The sequence below is a fragment of the Sulfurovum iocasae genome (assembly GCF_047716765.1).
Taxonomy (GTDB): Bacteria; Campylobacterota; Campylobacteria; order Campylobacterales; family Sulfurovaceae; genus Sulfurovum.
Genome location: NZ_CP180410.1, coordinates 2,705,203 through 2,723,680, shown reverse-complemented (window position 1 = coordinate 2,723,680; position 18,478 = coordinate 2,705,203). Strand labels below are relative to the sequence as shown.

Annotated in this window: 22 protein-coding genes and 1 pseudogene; 16 read left to right on the top strand and 7 right to left on the bottom strand. The window is 37.6% G+C overall.

The features are described from left to right. Positions 1-29 precede the first annotated feature (29 nt). Entirely contained in the window at positions 30-248 is a 219-nt protein-coding gene (gene infA, locus ACLHDG_RS13450; protein WP_223891920.1) for a translation initiation factor IF-1, read from the top strand. Positions 249-354: 106 nt separating this feature from the next. Here the strand turns inward: infA and ACLHDG_RS13445 are convergent, their stop codons facing one another. After that, positions 355-624, bottom strand: coding sequence for a YbeD family protein (locus ACLHDG_RS13445; protein ID WP_415406758.1), 270 nt, complete (start codon positions 622-624; stop codon positions 355-357). After that, complete coding sequence (gene moaC / locus ACLHDG_RS13440) at positions 608-1,078, bottom strand: cyclic pyranopterin monophosphate synthase MoaC (protein WP_415406757.1); 471 nt, start codon at positions 1,076-1,078, stop codon at positions 608-610. Before moaC ends, ACLHDG_RS13445 begins: the two co-directional genes overlap by 17 nt. Positions 1,079-1,243: 165 nt before the next feature. On the opposite strand from moaC, the gene ACLHDG_RS13435 reads away from it, so the two are divergent. The 11 genes and pseudogenes from ACLHDG_RS13435 (at position 1,244) to ACLHDG_RS13385 (ending at position 8,485) form a co-directional block, all read left to right on the top strand. Beyond that, positions 1,244-1,912 carry a recombinase family protein gene (locus ACLHDG_RS13435; protein WP_415406756.1) on the top strand — a complete coding sequence of 223 codons (669 nt, stop codon included), beginning with the start codon at positions 1,244-1,246 and terminating at the stop codon, positions 1,910-1,912. Further along, positions 1,912-3,362 (top strand): annotated as a pseudogene (ccoG, locus tag ACLHDG_RS13430) (cytochrome c oxidase accessory protein CcoG). Before ACLHDG_RS13435 ends, ccoG begins: the two are co-directional and overlap by 1 nt. Before the next feature lie 14 nt (positions 3,363-3,376). Then, positions 3,377-3,571, top strand: coding sequence for a hypothetical protein (locus ACLHDG_RS13425; RefSeq protein ID WP_415406755.1), 195 nt, complete (start codon positions 3,377-3,379; stop codon positions 3,569-3,571). Positions 3,572-3,591: 20 nt separating this feature from the next. Beyond that, positions 3,592-4,761 carry an NAD(P)/FAD-dependent oxidoreductase gene (locus ACLHDG_RS13420; protein ID WP_415406754.1) on the top strand — a complete coding sequence of 390 codons (1,170 nt, stop codon included), beginning with the start codon at positions 3,592-3,594 and terminating at the stop codon, positions 4,759-4,761. Positions 4,762-4,780: 19 nt separating this feature from the next. After that, complete coding sequence (locus ACLHDG_RS13415) at positions 4,781-5,173, top strand: DUF6858 family protein (RefSeq protein WP_415406753.1); 393 nt, start codon at positions 4,781-4,783, stop codon at positions 5,171-5,173. Beyond that, a complete protein-coding gene (locus ACLHDG_RS13410; RefSeq protein ID WP_415406752.1) occupies positions 5,173-5,595 on the top strand; it encodes a hypothetical protein in 423 nt (140 codons plus the stop codon). The genes ACLHDG_RS13415 and ACLHDG_RS13410 overlap by 1 nt, the downstream gene beginning before the upstream one ends. A gap of 62 nt (positions 5,596-5,657) precedes the next feature. Further along, on the top strand, positions 5,658-6,173 hold the full coding sequence (tpx, locus tag ACLHDG_RS13405) for a thiol peroxidase (protein WP_415406751.1): 516 nt from the start codon (positions 5,658-5,660) through the stop codon (positions 6,171-6,173). 150 nt (positions 6,174-6,323) lie between these two features. Beyond that, positions 6,324-6,884 (top strand): L,D-transpeptidase family protein, encoded by a 561-nt coding sequence (locus ACLHDG_RS13400; protein ID WP_415406750.1) that lies wholly within the window; start codon positions 6,324-6,326, stop codon positions 6,882-6,884. Positions 6,885-6,981: 97 nt separating this feature from the next. Beyond that, the gene (locus ACLHDG_RS13395) at positions 6,982-7,281 is read left to right on the top strand and encodes a hypothetical protein (RefSeq protein ID WP_415406749.1); all 300 of its coding nucleotides are present in this window, start codon (positions 6,982-6,984) and stop codon (positions 7,279-7,281) included. A 23-nt stretch (positions 7,282-7,304) separates the two neighbouring features. Beyond that, positions 7,305-7,898: a L,D-transpeptidase family protein gene (locus ACLHDG_RS13390; RefSeq protein ID WP_415406748.1), complete on the top strand. Its 594-nt coding sequence runs from the start codon at positions 7,305-7,307 to the stop codon at positions 7,896-7,898. Between the two features lie 86 nt (positions 7,899-7,984). Further along, on the top strand, positions 7,985-8,485 hold the full coding sequence (locus tag ACLHDG_RS13385; protein ID WP_415406747.1) for a DUF1566 domain-containing protein: 501 nt from the start codon (positions 7,985-7,987) through the stop codon (positions 8,483-8,485). A 25-nt stretch (positions 8,486-8,510) separates the two neighbouring features. Here ACLHDG_RS13385 and ACLHDG_RS13380 read toward each other — a convergent pair whose 3' ends face one another. Together ACLHDG_RS13380 and ACLHDG_RS13375 are read right to left on the bottom strand one after the other, a co-directional pair. Next, entirely contained in the window at positions 8,511-9,287 is a 777-nt protein-coding gene (locus tag ACLHDG_RS13380; RefSeq protein WP_415406746.1) for a UDP-N-acetylmuramate dehydrogenase, read from the bottom strand. Next, positions 9,288-10,154, bottom strand: a complete 867-nt coding sequence (locus ACLHDG_RS13375) for a menaquinone biosynthesis family protein (RefSeq protein WP_415406745.1) — start codon at positions 10,152-10,154, stop codon at positions 9,288-9,290. It abuts the gene before it with no gap. A gap of 208 nt (positions 10,155-10,362) precedes the next feature. Between ACLHDG_RS13375 and recA the strand changes: the two genes are divergently transcribed. From recA to ACLHDG_RS13355, 4 genes are all read left to right on the top strand, one after another. Continuing rightward, positions 10,363-11,400, top strand: coding sequence for a recombinase RecA (recA, locus tag ACLHDG_RS13370; RefSeq protein WP_415406744.1), 1,038 nt, complete (start codon positions 10,363-10,365; stop codon positions 11,398-11,400). A gap of 372 nt (positions 11,401-11,772) precedes the next feature. Beyond that, entirely contained in the window at positions 11,773-13,047 is a 1,275-nt protein-coding gene (eno, locus tag ACLHDG_RS13365; RefSeq protein WP_415406743.1) for a phosphopyruvate hydratase, read from the top strand. A 12-nt stretch (positions 13,048-13,059) separates the two neighbouring features. After that, on the top strand, positions 13,060-13,311 hold the full coding sequence (locus ACLHDG_RS13360) for a hypothetical protein (RefSeq protein WP_415406742.1): 252 nt from the start codon (positions 13,060-13,062) through the stop codon (positions 13,309-13,311). 108 nt (positions 13,312-13,419) lie between these two features. Continuing rightward, the gene (locus tag ACLHDG_RS13355) at positions 13,420-14,190 is read left to right on the top strand and encodes a hypothetical protein (protein WP_415406741.1); all 771 of its coding nucleotides are present in this window, start codon (positions 13,420-13,422) and stop codon (positions 14,188-14,190) included. Here ACLHDG_RS13355 and ACLHDG_RS13350 read toward each other — a convergent pair. Genes ACLHDG_RS13350 through topA form a run of 3 tightly spaced genes read right to left on the bottom strand, consistent with a single transcriptional unit; the run spans position 14,187 to position 18,386 of the window. Then, positions 14,187-15,344, bottom strand: coding sequence for a cation:proton antiporter (locus tag ACLHDG_RS13350; protein ID WP_415406740.1), 1,158 nt, complete (start codon positions 15,342-15,344; stop codon positions 14,187-14,189). The two genes, ACLHDG_RS13355 and ACLHDG_RS13350, sit on opposite strands and share 4 nt — an antisense overlap. Beyond that, positions 15,331-16,179 (bottom strand): biotin synthase, encoded by an 849-nt coding sequence (locus ACLHDG_RS13345; RefSeq protein WP_415406739.1) that lies wholly within the window; start codon positions 16,177-16,179, stop codon positions 15,331-15,333. Before ACLHDG_RS13345 ends, ACLHDG_RS13350 begins: the two co-directional genes overlap by 14 nt. An 8-nt stretch (positions 16,180-16,187) precedes the next feature. After that, entirely contained in the window at positions 16,188-18,386 is a 2,199-nt protein-coding gene (gene topA / locus ACLHDG_RS13340) for a type I DNA topoisomerase (RefSeq protein ID WP_415406738.1), read from the bottom strand. Positions 18,387-18,478: the final 92 nt, after the last annotated feature.

Genomic DNA, 18,478 nt, shown 5'->3' with positions numbered 1-18,478 from the left:
TATATATAGAAAATGTACAAAGGAAAATAATGGCAAAAGATGATGTAATTGAAATTGATGGTAAAGTGGTTGAAGCATTACCAAATGCGACATTCAGAGTAGAGTTGGACAATGGACATATCGTGCTTTGTCATATCGCTGGAAAGATGAGAATGCACTACATTAAGATCCTACCAGGAGATACTGTAAAAGTTGAGCTTACTCCATACAGTCTTGATAAAGGGCGTATCACTTTTAGATACAAATAGAACGAAGTCTTCACTCCGTTCTCACAAGCATTTATAGCTTTCTATAGATGCTCTCTTCTCCAAAAAAATCATATAACTTCAACATTAAAAAATGAATTAATAAGTATTAAATCACCATGTCCACAGCATCATGCTCTTCAAAATACTTGAAGATCCTGTTTCTCTCTTCCTCAGTCTCTACGATGCAACTTGCATTATAGGTTCGAAATTTACCCGTTCTTGAAGCATTGCCTAGAGAGCAGAGGTGTTCTTTTTCTCCCATAGCTTCTTTGATACATGCAAGAAGAGCTTCTTTATCTCTTCCAATAAGTTTGAATCCCCAGTTGGTCGGATATTCGATTTTTGGTCTGTCTGGAGTTTTATCGTCTAAAATCACCGCTGTTACCTCCTGATTTGGCTTCTAATTGTACATTTCTTATGATCATACCTTTGTCAATGGCTTTGAGCATATCATAAATGGTGAGTAGTCCTACGCTCACACCGGTGAGTGCTTCCATCTCTACGCCTGTTTGTCCATTAAGTTTTGCTGTGACTGTAAGTTTAAAGCCTGGAAGCTCTGGCAGCTCTTCTATGTCTGTTTTGACTGAAGTGAGCATGAGAGGATGACACATAGGGATGAGTGTACTGGTCTGCTTTGTACCTTGGATAGCCGCGATGACCGCAGTTTGCAGTACAGGACCTTTTTTGGCTGAGTTGGATACAACAGCATCAAAAGCAGGTTGTCCGACTTCTATGATACCGCTGGCAGTGGCGATACGTGTGGTGTTGTCTTTATCTGAGACATCGACCATTTTGGGTTTGTTTTGTTCATCTAAGTGTGTGAGGTTCACAAATATTTCCTATTCAATATTAATTTTTTATTATTCTAACATAAATTATGACGTAAATAAAGTAATTATGACGTAAAAAGGCATAAATTGACGTAAATACACTAAGAATACTTGACTTTAATCATCAATTTAAGTTAAAATTATGGGAATGATAAAGGGGATGATATGACATATGCGTATTTGAGACAAATGGCAGACAATAATAATATGTCTGAACAACAACGTAATATTCTCTCATTTTCATTGGCTCAAAATATAGACATAGATAAAGAGGTTATAGAGTATTCAAGCAAAAATCACTTGATAGAAGAGAGAAAAAAGTTTGAAGAGTTTATGCACTCTCTTGAAGAGGGCAGTAGTCTGGTTGTTGATACATTGTCTGTGTTGAGTGATCGTGCTGAAGAGCTTATTAAAATCATTAATTGTATGCTAAGTCGCAGCATTGATCTTTATATAGCCAGCTCAAAAACACTTATCAATAAAAAGACGACTGTTGTGGAGATCTTTCCTTTGCTTAACGATCTGCGTGAAGCACAAAAGGCAAAATCCAATCAGATAGGTCGTCCTAAAGGAAGCCGTTCTTCTTCTAAGTTTGATGTGCACCAGCCGCAAATTATCTCTTTGCTTAAAGAGGGATTGAATGTGAGTGCTATTGCCAGAGAGTTAGAAGTAAGTCGTAGTTCTTTGAAAGATTATATTGAGTCAAGAGGTATTAGAGAATTGGTAGAGGGATCTTGGATGGAGATAAACCAGCCACAGAAGATCTCAGGCGTGGACAATACTTTGTTGATATGTCCATTTGAACAGGAAAAACAACAAAAAAGGATATCGTAATGACAGAAACAGCGATAAATATAGAAGAAAAACCGAAAAAAAATCAAGCAAAAGAATACCTGAAGGGGTGGCTGCCTTATCGTATCAAGCGTTATTGGGCATATTTAGCTGCTACGATCGTAGCATTGGTTATACCGTGGATCACTATAGGAGGAAATCACCTCTTTCTCCTTAGTTTTGATCAAAAGAAACTACACTTAGCAGGAACAGCATTTGATATGCAAGAGCTTTATCTTATGCCTTTCTTACTAATGTTACTCTTTTTGGGGATCTTTGCAGTAACGGCTGTCGGTGGTAGAGCATGGTGTGGTTGGGCTTGTCCTCAGACTATCTTTAGAGTGATATATAGAGATGGGATAGAGACAAAACTTTTAGGTTTGCATAAACGTATTAAAAATAAGCAAAAGAAACCAGATATGTCGAAGGCTGAAAATCAGGTTAAAAAATTATTGCTATTTTACTTTGGTCTGTTCTCTCTTTGATCGCTGCGGCAAACTTTATGTGGTATTTTGTTCCGCCTGAAGAGTTTTTTGTCAATCTTGCTAACCCTATGGAACACAAGATGTTATTAGGTTTTGTGCTTGGCCTTGCACTCTTTTTAATTGCTGATATTATTTTCATTAAAGAGGATTTCTGTATCTATATCTGTCCTTATAGTCGTGTACAGTCTGTACTCTATGATGATGAAACTATACAAGCAGTTTATGATCCTATCCGTGGTGGTGATATCTACCAGGGGCATGGTTATGAGAGAGAAAAGAAATTTGATAAAACAAAAGAGTTATTAGCTGTAGATCCAAGTGCTGAGTGTACGACATGTGAGAGTTGTGTGACTGTATGTCCTACACACATTGATATCCGTAAAGGGATGCAGTTGGAGTGTATTAACTGTCTTGAGTGTGTGGATGCCTGTACTACTGTTATGGGTGCATTGGGTAAACCAAGTTTGGTGCGTTGGTCAAGTGAGAAAGAGGCACTTAGACATGAAGGAAAAACTAACTACTTTAGACCAAAGATCATTGCATACTTTACTGTATTGGCAATAGTCCTGGTAGCACTTTTCGCGATGGGAAGTACCAAGGAACATATGCTCCTCAATGTGAATAAAAATACAAGACTCTATAAAGTACTTGATGGTGGTGTGGTGCAAAATGATTACCTCTTCTTGTTCCAAAATACAGACAGTAAAGAACATACATATTATTTCGAGATCCTAGATAATGATAAGATAGAGATCATCAGACCAAAAGAGTCATTTAGTATTGCAGCAGGGAAGAAGAGAAAGAAAGTTGTTGTCTTGCAAACCAAAGAGAGGTTAGCAAATGATGCAAGAAAAGATGTACCGATTCCTGTTACTATTAAAGCATATGCAACAGATGATAAAGAGAAGATCGTGGTAGATAGACATACGGTATTTGTTTATCCTCGTTCAGACCTCATTAAGAAATAAGGAAAGATGCTAAAATGAAAAGTGTAGAACCAACATTAGAAAAAATAGAAGATTACAGTGGTAAGGAGAGTAAAGAGAAAAGAATGACTATTTGGATAGTGATTCTCTCCGGACTTCTTCTTGGCGCTGTATATGGGATCATTAACGCAAACTCAAGTGTATCTGATGATCTTGGTGTCTCTCATACTACGGGTATGTACAAACATTAATTGGGATAAAGGAAAAGAGCATGGTAAAAGTTTTAGTATTGGGTGGTGGATTTGCTGGTGTGGAAGCAGCCATATACCTTAGAAAACAAGAGCTTGATGTTACACTTGTAAGTGATAGAGACTATTTTTATATCTATCCTACCTCTATCTGGATCCCTACTGGAGAAGTGACAAAAGAAGATGTGTCTGTACCTCTGGATAAATTGGCTTTTATACATGGGTTCAAAGTGATCATTGATCCAGTAACAAAGATAGAAGCGAAAGAAAAAAAGATCACACTCCAGAGTGGACGTATCTTGGATGAATATGATTACATTGTTGTAGCACTTGGACAAGGTAAGATACAAATGAAAGGTATGGAACATACACTTTCCATCTGTGGAAAACCAGAAGAAGCTACAGAACTCTATGAGCGTTTAGATGCACTTACGCTCAAAGGTTCTGGAAAGATCGCTATGGGCTTTGGCGGTAATCCTAAAGACGCCTCTGCTGTACGTGGAGGTCCTGCTTTTGAAGTACTTTTCAATGTAGATACGTATCTGAAAAGAAAAGGACTACGTAAAAACTTTGAACTGACCTTCTTTGCCCCTATGGAAAAACCGGGCATGAAGATGGGTGAAAAAGCACTGGTCATGATGGATAAAATGTTTAAAATGACAAATATCAATAAACAAGTAGGCTCTAAAATTACTTCTTTTGAAGCCGACGGTATCAACTTTGAAGATGGTACAAAATTAGAATCTGATCTTACGATGTTCATATCTGCGGGAACGGGACACAATATTATAGAAGATTCTGATCTGCCATTAAGTAATGCAGGTTTTGTTGTTACCAATGAGTATAATGAAATAGAAGGCTTTGAAAATATCTATGCCATTGGGGATTCTGCAGCACTTATGGGACCTGATTGGAAAGCTAAGCAGGGGCATGTAGCTGAAGTGATGGCTAAAAATGTAGCATATAATATCTTTCAGCATGCACAGAATATACATTCCAAGCAGAGCTATATGGAACATCTTAATATCTTATGTGTGATGGATACAGGAAATGGTGCAGCTTTTGTCTATAGAGATGATAAAGGCGGAAAGATGATTCCTCTACCTGTGATCGGCCACTGGATGAAAAAAGGTTGGGGTTGGTACTGTCGTAACTCTAAGCTTGGTAAAATACCTCGTATCCCTGGGATGTAAATAATAATTAAGGATAAAAGTGAAACAAATAACAATTATGGAAAAATATCCAGTATTTACACTGGAAATAGATAAGAATGAAACAAGTTATAAAAATATAGATGAGATCTTTGCTTATCTTAAAGAGAAGATTACTGCTCATCCTATAGCTACATACATAGGAGAGTTTGATCATTATACACATACTTCAAATCTTGCAGTTGGAGAGATCAGTGATGAGATCAAAGATGCTAAAAATATCATCTGCTGTTTTGGAAAAGTGTTACCAAAACCGGAAATATTGGCCGTTAGACCAAGAGCTATCGGTGTGGCTGAGATGGCTGAAAGCTTTGTTGTCAGTTTTTTAGAAGCACCAAACCCAGATGCAAATGCAGCAATGGAAAAGTGGGCTAAAGGCATTGCAAACGTATAATGAAACGTTTTAAACACTTTCTTGCTATTCTTGGACTTTTGTTTCTTTCAGGGTGCCAAGAAGATTTCCCTGTTTACTCTACATTCTGTGATCAGCAGACCCTGCCACCTCCCAAATGTCTTCACTATGCCGTACTAAACAAACAAGATAAAGATGTATTGGAAAAGCATTTTGGTGTTATAGATGATCCTAAGTGTTCTTATAGAGTTGAATTGACTAAATATCATGTAGGTAATTGCAACAATCCTATAGTGAAAAGTACCGGAAGTGATTTTGATGGCTATGTGCGGATAGAGATCAAAAAAGGTTTCAAGTGTTACTATAAGGTACAGAGTGACTATAAAAATGACGTAGATGGGGCATTTGAGAGAGTCTTGAAAAAAGTAAAAATTGATTTAAATCAACAAAAAAAGGCTAATTAAGACTAATTTTATCCTATTTGGATTATAATACGTTTATCAAAACAAAAAATAAAGGATATTAAATGGCAACAGTAACATTTAAAAATGACATCGTATGTAACCTAGCAGGTACAGAAATTAACGTAGGTGACACAGCACCAGTAGTAACAGTAGTAAACTGTAACCCAATGCTTCAAGATGAGCAAGTTGGTGGAGAAGGTAAAGTTCAACTTGTAATTGCAGTACCATCACTAGATACAGGTGTATGTGATGCAGAAACTAGAAGATTTAACACAGAAGCAGCGTCACTTGACGGTGTAGAAGTAATCACAGTGTCTATGGACCTTCCATTTGCAGCAGCTAGATGGTGTGGTGCAGCTGGAATCGAAAATATCAAAGTATGTTCAGACTTCAGAAACAAAGATTTCGCAAACGCTTATGGTGTTCTTTTAGCTGACGGTCCTTTGGCTGGTGTAACTGCTAGAGTTATCTTTGTTGTTGGTAAAGACGGTAAAGTTGCTTATAAGCAAACTGTTCCAGAAATTACAGAAGAGCCTAACTATGAAGAAGTTCTTGCAGCAGCTAAGGCAGCTTGTTAATTTTTGTATTACCCCTGGTAAACATGTTTCTTTGAAGCATGTTTACCTTTCTTTGTTCTATTCTCCCTCTTTTTTCTAAAACTTATCAATTATCATTATTTTATTTGTGCTAAAATACTTCATATTACTTTTACAAGGAATCAAGACTAAATGAAATATATCTTACTTCTATTTTCTCTGTTATTAACCGGATGTGGGTTTGGTCCCGATACTCCAAAAGACCGATACAGTCTTGAAGAGTGCAAAGAGGAAATGCTTGATGCTGAAGATTATGCTGAAGACGGGGGGATAGACCGTATCCTTGTTGTAAAGAAAGATCGCAAGATGTACTTGTATAAAGATGGTAAAGTCCAGAGTGTTATTCCTGTTTCTTTAGGAAAAAATCCTGTGGGCCATAAGCAGCAAAAAGGAGATAACAGAACGCCGGAAGGCGAGTTTTTTATACATAGAAAACTTTGTTCTCCAAAGTATTATCGTTCACTTTGTATCTCTTACCCTCGACCACAAGATAAAGCAAAAGCACAAGCCAGAGGTGTGAACCCCGGTGGTGACATTACCATACATGCCCAACCTAAATGGAATGCAGATGGTAAGGGAGATGGATATACGCTTTCACGAAATTGGACTCAAGGTTGTGTTGCCGTGACAAATTCTGTAATGAAAGAGCTATGGTATGCCGTACGTGAGGGTGTACCAATAACTATACGATAAAAGGGTTCTTATTAGATATACGCAAAAACAGATCGATAAATTCAATCGTCAGAAATATATTACAGAGCTGGAGAAGATCAGTAAAAATCTTTTTCGTATGTTACGAGATGAAAATGTCTGTTCTCAAAGTTTTATGGTAAAATTTGAACAACTTAAAAAAAAGTTTGATGAAAAAGCAGAAGTGCATCTCGATTCAGAGTATCATCAGCAGCTCAAAGTATATATAGAAAGACTTTATCAGCAAACATGTTCAGTAGAGCTTTTTTGTGACAAGTCTTTTAATGATATAAGAGAAGCAGAGATGAGTAATTTAAATCGTCTGCAGAAGCTGAAAAATGCCACATCTTATAAAAAAGATAAACACAAATCAAAACGTCAAAATGAAGATTGGGGTTGAGAATTTATTATATAGGAGAAATAATGAAGTTAAAATTAGGACTAATGGGTGTTGCCTTGGCACTTTTGATAAGCGGATGTAATGAGCCAACAGCTTATGGCAAAGTAGATAAAACACCGTATGCAACCAAAGAGTGCATTAATGAGTTATCAAGGGGTTCAGAGATCGATCACAGTAACAAGATAGATAAAATTGTAGTGTACAAAAAGAAAAGAAAGATGTATGCTTACAAGAATGGTAAAGTTGTTGAGGAGTTTCGTATCTCTTTAGGAGCTAATGGTGGAGCTAATGGTGGGAACAAAGTAAAAGCAGGTGATTACAGAACTCCTGAAGGAAGCTATAGTATCGTAAGAAAAAAATGTGACTCAAGACTCTATAAATCATTGATGATCTCTTATCCAAGTGAAGCAGATAAAGCAGCAGCACGAAAAAGAGGTGTGAGTCCAGGTGGCTATATTACTATTCATGGACAACCTAAGTGGAATGCAGATGGTCGTGGAGACAACTTTACGCTTTCACGTGACTGGACGGAAGGATGTATGGCAGTACCTAACTTAGCAATGGATAAGCTCTGGAAAGCTGTTGAAAAAGGTGTAAAAATAGAGATTCATGCATAATCTGGGATAATCTGTTAACTTTTAGCTAAATTTGATGAAGGTTATATTATCATATTGAATAATATTGGATTTTCAAGGAGAAAAAGATGAAAAAAAGTATCATCGCCGTATGGATGTTAGTGTCAACAGTAATGCTTATCGCAGGGGGAAATGTTACCCCAAAATTATCGCCAGTAGCAGATATACCGGCAAAAGCTTGTAAAACAGATAAAATATATGTTGAAAAAGATGTAAACCTTATGTGGCAGGACCAGGCATATGTCGATGCAGAAGATGGAGCATACAAACAAAAACGCTCTGTAGGAAAAGCTGGTAAATGGAAGCATGCAGAGAACTATTGTCGTAGATTAGACTATGCAGGGTATGCAGACTGGAGACTTCCAACTTCTGATGAATTGCAACATGTGCATAGAATACCAGGACAAGTATTTGTTTACTTTAGGGGTGAAGATTTTTGGACATCTACGCCGGGAGCAAAAGGAAGATATTATGTAGTGTATCCGGCAGATGCATATCGCTATGAACATAAAACAAAGAGATCTAATTATATTAGATGTGTACGTTGCCTTAATGAGGACGAATCGTAAAACAACCTTCTATAAATAGAGAATTTTAGAGGAGTTTGATCTCTTCTTTTAATTCTATCTTGAACTCTTTTAAAATTTCCTCTTTGGCTAGATCAATGAGGTACTTGGCATCTTTGAATGTCCCCTCTCCTAAATTTACCAGAAAATTTGCATGGATATTACTCCATTGCATATCACCTTTTCGTTCACCTTTTAACCCTACAGCTTCGATAAGACGACCTGCATAATCATTTTTCGGATTTTTAAAGGCTGAGCCTGCACTTGGATTATGAGGTTGGTTGGAGCGTAGGTTAAGCAGTGCATCAAGTAAAGTTTGCTCAAATCCTTTTTTGATCTTAAATTGTGCATATGTGGCAATACCGCTTAGCTTTGCGAAACGATAGCCATGTTCTATATCTTGGGCTAAGATCCACTCCCCGTTAATTTTAATGGAATGCAAGATATTAAATATTTCATACTCTTTTACCCCGGCATTCATCGCTAACATCCCACCCAGAGTTCCGGGAAGCTTAGAACAAAACTCAAAACCTGTAATGTCATGTTTTTTGGTATAAGAGACGATGCGACCGGTAGGCATTGCAGCACCGATGATAAGCATATCATCCTTTTCTTCTATGGTTGCAAAATCTTTGCTTAACATCATAAGAGGTGGTGGGGTTGCTGAGACTAAAAGGTTGTTGGCTCCTCCAACAAGGTATCTGTCGGTAGGTATCTCATCATCTTTTTCTATCATAAGGACTTCGGCAGGTTGTCCTATTTTGATGCTTGAGTATTTGGAGAAGTCTATGGTTTTAAAAAACATTTAGCTATTCCGTAAAGCTTTATACTCTTTAGGTATCAGATAATCTTCGGTTTTGATAGGTGTATCCCATAATCCATGTTCAAAACCTATCTTATAAAGTGTATCAAGCGCTTTGAGTTGTAGTTGGGAGAGTTCTACAGATTCATCTGAAGCGTACATATCTAAGTATTTCTTTAGCATATCACTTGAGATACGGACGAGATTATCTTTCTCTAGTTTTGCACAGAGCTCTTCTTTCTTCTCATTAGCTACTTTTACACCATCTATAAGAATATTCTCTATATCTATAGCACGATTAAGTGGAAGCGAACGACGTATGGCCATACCACCAAGAGGAAGAGGCAGATCTTTTCCTGCTAACTCCACCCAGATATCCCATATTTCTTTTTCAACTTCTAAACTCTCATCAAAATCCAAGATTGACTCATGGATAAGCACACCGGCATCCACTTTTCCACTGACTACGGCTTCTTCAATCTCAAGGAAATCCATATATACAGGTCTTGCATCAGGATAATAGATCCTAAACAGCATCGCATTGGTAGTATATTTCCCAGAGAGTGCTACTTTGAAGTTTCGTTTGAGTTTTTTATCTTTACGGCGTATAAGTTTTGGACCATAGCCTTCTCCAAAACTGACAGCAGTACGAAGCAGAGCATACTCTTCTTTTATAAGTGGATACATACCAAAACTGATGGCAGATACATCATATGTACCTTTCATCGCTTCAACATTTAGTGTTTCTATATCTAATCCAATATTTGTAAATTCATAATCTTTAGTATCAACCCAACCAAATTTAATGGCAAAGTACATAAATATATCATCCGCATCTGGAGAGTGGGCTAGTTGAATCATTTTTGGCATAGTAACTCTTTATATTTTATTGTTTGTGTATTTTATCATAAGGCACTAAAAAAAGAAATTTTATAAAAAATATGTCAATTTGACATATTTTTGCCTCTTTTTCTAGAAATACATTAGAATGGTGCAGAAGTTAAATTATGTGAGAGGTTTTCATAACCCTATTACATGATTTGAGTTAAAATTCAACATTAAGGTTAAGGATATGACAATGGCAATGGACGCAAACAAACAAAAAGCACTTGATATGGCGATCAAACAGATAGATAAAACGTTTGGTAAAGGTACACTTATGAGACTGGGAGATAAGGAGTTTGAACCTATTGCTGCTATTTCTACAGGTTCTCTTGGACTAGATATGGCTTTGGGAATTGGTGGTATTCCTCAAGGACGTATTATAGAGATTTATGGTCCTGAATCCTCAGGAAAAACTACATTGGCACTGCAAACGATCGCATCTGCACAAAAAGAGGATATGGTATGTGCATTTATCGATGCAGAACACGCTTTAGATGTTGTTTACGCGAAAAACTTAGGTGTTGATACAGACAATCTACTTGTTTCTCAGCCAGACTTCGGTGAGCAGGCACTTGATGTGCTTGAAACTTTGACTCGCTCAGGCGCAGTTGATTTGATCGTTGTCGATTCTGTTGCAGCACTTACACCAAAAAGTGAAATAGAAGGGGATATGGGTGATACACACGTAGGACTTCAAGCAAGACTTATGTCACAGGCACTTCGTAAACTGACAGCAATTTTACACAAAACAAACACAACAGTGATCTTTATCAATCAAATTCGTATGAAGATCGGTACCATGGGTTATGGTTCTCCTGAAACAACTACGGGTGGTAATGCATTGAAGTTTTACTGTTCGGTAAGAATTGATGTGCGTCGTATAGCAACGCTTAAGCAAGGTGAATCTTCTATTGGTAACCGTGTGAAAGCCAAAGTTGTGAAAAACAAAGTGGCCCCTCCATTTAGACAAGCAGAGTTTGATATTATGTTTGGTGAAGGAATCTCTTTTGTGGGTGAACTGATAGACTATGGTGTAAAAATGGATATTATAGACAAATCAGGAGCCTGGTTTAGCTATGGTAGTGAAAAATTAGGACAGGGTAAAGAAAATTCAAAAATCACTATTAAAGAAAACCCAGAAATGATGGCGGAAATTGAAGCTAAAATTAAAGAAGCACTTGGCTTTGGTGAAAGTTTGACTGTAGATGAAAGTGAGATGCAAGACCATTAGTCTTGTGAATATTATTGTTAAAATAATAAGACTGAATTTGTGTACTTAAGTACCCTTTGACAAATTCAGTCTTTATGTATCTGCCTTGCTTTCCCCCTTTTTTAATAACCCAAAAGTATCATTTTAAATTATTTTGCCATGAGTTTTAGACCTATTGAGGATAAATAATATTGTTGGTAGTCCCCTTAGGTAAATTTTGCTAAAATAAGAGATACCTATAAAAAAATGAAGTAAAACTGAATCGAAAGGTAAAATTTTTATGAGAAATCATTGAGTGATTTCCTGTATAAGTCAGTTAGACAAAAGAGAGAGGAATTGATGGGAAGTTTTGCTTTTCATCTAAAAGGCATATATTTATCAAAAAGGAAACAGATGATTTTTATCGATGAGATCGTAGCAACAGAAGTAATGGACAGTAGAGGAAATCCAACCGTTCGAGCAACAGTAAGTTTAAGTGATGGCACTACTGCTAGTGCTATCGTACCTAGTGGAGCAAGTACTGGTAAACGTGAAGCGTTAGAACTTCGTGATGGCGGTGATAGATATATGGGTAAAGGTGTACTTCAGGCTTGCGAAAATGTGAATGGTGCTATTTGTGATGCACTTGTAGGTCTAAGCCCTTTTAATCAAGCAGAGATCGATCTTGTAATGAAAGAGGTTGATGGCACCGATAATTACGGAAAACTGGGAGCCAATGCGGTGCTTGGTGTTTCAATGGCAATAGCCAGAGTGGCTGCGCAAAGTATGGGTATGCCATTATACCGTTACCTTGGTGGTGCAAATGCGGTGGTAATGCCAGTACCAATGTTAAACATCATTAATGGTGGTGAACACGCAAACAACTCTGTAGATTTTCAAGAGTATATGGTTGTACCGGTAGGATTTGATAGATTTTCAGAAGGTCTTAGAGCATGTGCAGAAGTATATCATAACCTTAAAAAGATCATTGATGAGATGGGTGAGAGTACAGCTGTAGGTGATGAAGGTGGATTTGCACCAAACCTAAGTAGCAATGAAGAGCCTCTTGAAGTGATCATGAAAGCGATAGAGAAGGCAGGGTATAGGCCAGGAGAGCAAATAGCTATTGCTCTTGATGTTGCAGCAAGTGAGCTGATCAATGATGAAGGCAAGTATGTGCTTAAGTCTGAAAACAGAGAGCTTACAAGTTCTGAGTTGACAGCATACTATGCTGATATGTGTGAGAAATACCCTATTGTTTCTATTGAAGATGGTTTGAGTGAAGATGACTGGGCAGGATGGAAAGAGCATACAGAAGTACTGGGAGATAAAGTTCAATTGGTTGGTGATGATCTTTTTGTAACAAATGTGGCTATTTTGGCCGAGGGGATTGAAAAAGGGATAGGAAACTCTATTTTGATCAAACCAAATCAGATCGGAACAGTATCTGAAACGATGCAAACAGTAAGACTTGCCCAAAGAAGCGGATATACTTGTGTAATGAGTCACCGTTCAGGAGAGAGTGAAGATACTTTCATCGCAGATTTTGCTGTAGCACTTAATACAGGTGAGATCAAAACAGGATCAACTGCCAGAAGTGATAGAATCGCTAAGTACAATAGACTTCTAGAGATCGAAGCAGAACTTGGACAGTTTGAGTATTTGGGTGCTTCGCCTTTTATAAAATAAGTTAGGGTAGGCATGGCAAATACGCAAAAAGCAGAAGCGATTGCCGGATTGTCACTAAAAGCCTTTTTGGTGACAACTATAGGGATCTTACTTTTTGGTATTTATGTTGGTGTTTTAATTTATGGAGAAAATTCACTTACTGTCTTAAATCATCTTAAAGAGAAAAAACAAGCGTTGAGGCAAGAAGAAAAAGCATTAAAAGTTGAGAATCAAAGGCTTCAAAAAGAGTATTTTGAATTAAAACAATTAGAACCTAAAGAGTGATTTTAAATATGATCAAGATGTGACTAGTCGCATGGGCAGACCGCGGAGGTCAGGTTTTTGGGCTTTGCTCGAAAACCGTTATAAAATGAAACCTAAGGAGTTAGAGAAATGAAGCGATACTTATGGACAGCAATGGTATTAGTATTCGTGGCTGCAAATGCATCTGGTAATCCATTTGATTTAAGTGTAAATCTTAAAAAAATCGATCAGGATCAAGATGCTTTACTTTCCGAATTAAGAGATATGGCTGAAGCAAAAGAAAAGAAAGAAGAAAAAACTGAAGAAGAAAATATAGAAAAAGTAGAGAAAGTTAAAGTTGATACTGCTACTTCTGTTTCCAAGAAAGATGAAGCAGAAGTATATAATGCAGTGTCAGCACAAGCAAAAGTCACAGAAGAAGAAAGAATTAAAAAAGTTAAAGAAGAGCAGGTTAAAATAGAAGCGCAAAGAGCTGAAAAAGAGAAAGTGGAAAAAGAAAGAGCAGCAGCGGAAAAACGTGAAGTTGAAAAATACGAAGCTCAAAGAGTTGCAAAGAAAAAACTTGAGGCAGAAAAATTAGCTCAATTGGAAGCAGAAAAAGCCAAATTAGAGAGTGAAAAACTTGCCCTAAAAAAACAGGAATCCACCAAGAGTGCAATAGTTGATATTAATATTACACGTGAAAAGATAGAAGCAACAAAAGAAGCGGACAAAACATATAAAGAAGCGGTAGTAAAGGTGGATCAAGAGAAAGATCTATCTCCATTGAAAGAAGAAAAACAGGAAACCACTAAAAGTGAAATAGCCGACATTAATATTACACGTGAAGAGATAGAAGCTACAAAAGAAGCTGATAAAATATATGAAGAAGCTATAATCGAGATGGATAAAGAGGACTAAACCTCTTTTTTCTTCTTAGAATGTAATATCTTAATGATAATCATTGAGATCAGAATCTCAAAAATACTTGCTAGAATAAGTTGATAATAACTCAACAGATCCAATAACTTCGTTTCATATCCAATAGTAGCAACAGCTACAAGTAATGTCAATGGCATAGAGAGAGATAGCGCTATGAGTAAAGCATCTCTGGATCCACTGATACCTTTTAGAATAACAGCTGCTAAAATCCTTGATAAGATCATTAAAAAAGTAATGAGCAGTGCCCCTGTAACTACTCCTTCCACAGCAAGAGATTTAAGGTCAAATGATGCACCTACATGGATAAAAAACAGAGGCACTAAAAATCCAAATCCAAGACTTGACATTTTTTCTTCCAGCTTTTTTTCATGATGGAAGAATGCGGAAATAGCTACACCGGCGATAAATGAGCCCAAGGCAAGTTCAAGCTCCAAAGAGAGCATTACCGCGATCAAAATGAAGAACAGTGCCATCGCAAGACGAATATCCTGGTCAGATGTGTCAAATTTCGGAACCAGTGTGTTTTTAAGTTCGGGAAACCACCAAAAGAGAAGATGAAGCAATCTATAGAGTAGATAGACAGAAGCGATAAAAAGAACAAGATATCCTATTTTTGTAATCAGTGTCAAGTTTACGCCCGTAGTACTGGCTGCATCAAATAAGGTAAGTACCGCAATACTGATTATCTCTCCTAATACACCGGCAATAAAAGCCAAACGTATCCATGATTCCTCTTTACCATATGTTTTAGATAAAGAGGCAAGTATCCCTATAGAGATGAGAGGCATTGAAATAATAGTAATAGTGTTAAGATGAAATACCAGACCAGATGTAATAGAGAATACGGCCATGAGACCCAGGAAAAGCATAGATTTCTGAATGACTATTTTTGGACTCTTTGTGATCTGTTTCAGATCTACTTCCATACCTGCCAAAAACATAAGGTATAAGAATCCTACTTCTGCAATGAGGTCAAAATATTCATTATGTCCTACAAAGCCGATATACGCAAAAATAGAACCTAAAATAATTTCTACAGGAGGGGTAGGTATACGGAGGATCTTAGAAACAAAAGGACTTCCCCAAATAAGTAAAGAGAGGGTAAGAATAAGAGTGATATTAGTGTGTATCACAGCTAGTTGCTACCTCATAGCCTAATCTTTCCAGCATCAGTTGATCTTTCTTGGGTTCAAGACCAGTTGTGGTCAGGTAGTTTCCTATCACCATAGCATTTGCACCTGCTTCAAACATTTTATTTTCTTGTCCATTAAAAAGAAGCTCTCTGCCTCCTGCAACCATGAGCAGTGTATCTTCTCCCAGGAGGGTACGTGCTTTATTGATAATATCTATAGCCTCAGCAAGCTCGATATTTCGTGTTTTGATAGGCAGTGCAGGATTTGGATGGTAAAAATTAAGCGGTGTGGACTCTGGGTGCAATGAAGTAATAGCTTTGAGCAGATCATCTCTATCTTCTTGAGTTTCTCCCATACCGAAGATACCACCACTGCAGAGTGCCAAGCCTACTGATTTGACATTTTCACATGTAGTGTATCGTTCACTCCATGCGTGTGTCTGACAGATATCTGCATAATATCGTTCTGAAGTTTCCAGATTATGGTTGTAGCTGTCTATACCATGTTTTTTTAGGTAGAGAAGTTGTTCTTTTGTAGCTGTCCCATTACATGCTATAAGATTTAGTCCCTCAACTTCAGCTTTGATAGCCTGTGCGGCACGAGCTACAAAATCAACTTTTTTGTCATCAAGACCTTTTCCTGCGGTAACAAGACAATAGCCTAATGCTCCATTCTCTTTTGCTAACTTTGCTTCAGAAACAATTTGGTCGATTTTTTTATAGTTATATCGTTCTATATCGGCATGGTATCTTACACTTTGTGTACAGAACTTACAGTCTTCTTGACAGGTTCCACTCAGTATGTTGTTGATTGCACATAAAAATATTGGCTTCATGATCTTACTTATTTCACTTCTTCTTTATGTTTACACTTAAAGCACTCATAGATCTCTTTACCGCGCAGGGTTTTTTTACCCATGGTGTAATCACACTCCGGACATTTTTTATCTACAGGTTCAAAGTTGGCGATGAATTTACATTTAGGATAGTTTACACAACCAAAGAACTTGCCTCTGCGTCCTTCTCTCTCTTGGAGTTTTCCTCCACATTCCGGGCAGGGCACAGTGAGTTCTTTGGCAGGCTCAAGAGACTTGGCATTTTTACATTTTGGATACGCAGAACAAGCAAGGAATTTTCCTCTTTTTGAATTCTTTATAACCATCATGGATCCACATTTCTCACATTTCTCATCTGTCTCTTCAGGACCTTCAACTTCTGTACCGTCAGTATTTTTAGTGTACTTGCATTTAGGGAAGTTGCTACAGGCAATGAACTCACCATAACGCCCTTTACGTAAAAGAAGTTCTGACCCACACTTAGGACAGCTCTCTCCTGTAGGAATAGCAACTTTAAGACTTTTTATGTTTTTCTTGCCGTCTTCAACTTTCTGCAAGAAAGGTGTGTAAAATGCTTTGAGTATCGTTTGCCAGTTGGTAGTACCCTCTGCAACTTCATCGAGTGTCTCTTCCATGTTTGCGGTAAAGCCGCTGTCCACGATCTCAGGGAAGTGTGCTTCAAGCATTTCTGTTACCGTAAAAGCTACCTCTGTAGGGTGAATACGTTTTTTCTCCAGTTCTATGTATTTACGTGTCTGAAGAGTAGTGACTGTCGGTGCATAGGTACTTGGACGGCCGATACCCAGTGACTCCAGCTTTTTAATGAGGCTTGCTTCATTGTAGCGTGCAGGAGGCTCAGTAAAGTGTTGCTCCGGTTTGATGTCATCCATGCTTACAGCTTGACCTTTTGTAAGGTCTGGCAAAAGTTTGTCTTTGTCCCCATGTCCTGTGACTCTGTAGAAACCATCAAAGAGAAGTTTTCTTCCGCTTGCTTTAAAGGTACATTTATCACCCTTAAACAAGATACTTTGAGACTCAAGCTCTGCTTCTGTCATCTGACAGGCCAAAAAGCGGTTGTAGATGAGTCTGTAGAGTTTAAGTTCATCTACTGCAAGATAGTCAGCAGCACTTTTTGCATCAAACTCAACCATAGTAGGACGTATAGCTTCGTGAGCTTCTTGTGCCCCTTTAGACTTGGTTACATAGTTTTTTGCTTTACTTGGAAGGTATTTGTCCCCATAGGTAGCTTTAATGTACTCTCGTGCAGATTCAACCGCCTCTTTTGCAAGGTTCATTGAGTCAGTTCTCATATAGGTGATGACACCCATAGTTCCTTTATCTGTCTTCACTCCTTCATAAAGCTTTTGCGCAACCATCATTGTTTTTTTAGGAGAAAAACCCAGTTGTGTTGAAGCAGCTTGTTGAAGAGTAGAAGTCATAAAAGGTGGAGGTGTTTTAGTCTTTCTTTTTGTTTTGTCTATAGACGCTACAGTAAACGATTCACCTTTTGCAGAAGTAACTATCTCTGTAGCATCTGCTTCAGTTTTTATAGTGAGCTTTTCTATCTTAAGACCATTATAGTCATAGATAGAAGCATCGATGTCTTTTTGGAAAAGGGCATCGATCGTCCAAAATTCTTCTGGTTTAAATGCTTTGATCTCACGTTCTCTATCTACTACTATCTTCAGTGTAGAACTCTGTACTCTACCGGCACTCAATCCTTTTTGGATCTTACTTGCAAGTAAAGGTGAAAGCTTATACCCTACGATACGGTCAAGTAGTCTTCGGGTTTGCTGAGCATCTACAGAGTCCATATCAACTTTGCGTGGGTTCTCTAGTGCATGTTGGATGGCAGTTTTGGTGATCTCATGAAATACGATACGAGGAAGTTCAGTAGGCTCTTTACCTATGGCTTTAGCAATATGGTATCCAATAGCCTCTCCCTCACGATCCTCATCGGTCGCTATAAAGACTGTCTCTGCTGCTTTTGCAAGTTTCTTTAACTCTTTAACGGTAGGATTTGCATCTCTGGGGATAGAGTACTTAGGTACAAGATCACCTGTATCTTCATCCAGGGTAATACCAAAGGTACTTTTAGGCAAGTCACGGATATGCCCTTTAGAGGCAATGACTTTATACTCTTTACCCAAGAAGTTGGTGATCGTTCTTGCTTTTGCCGGTGATTCGACTATAATTAAATTTTTCATTAATACCTTACTTTATATATAGGAATTTTTGGCATTGTAACACAAAAGTAGATAAAAGGCTATAAGTTTATCTTGATTTATATGTATTTACT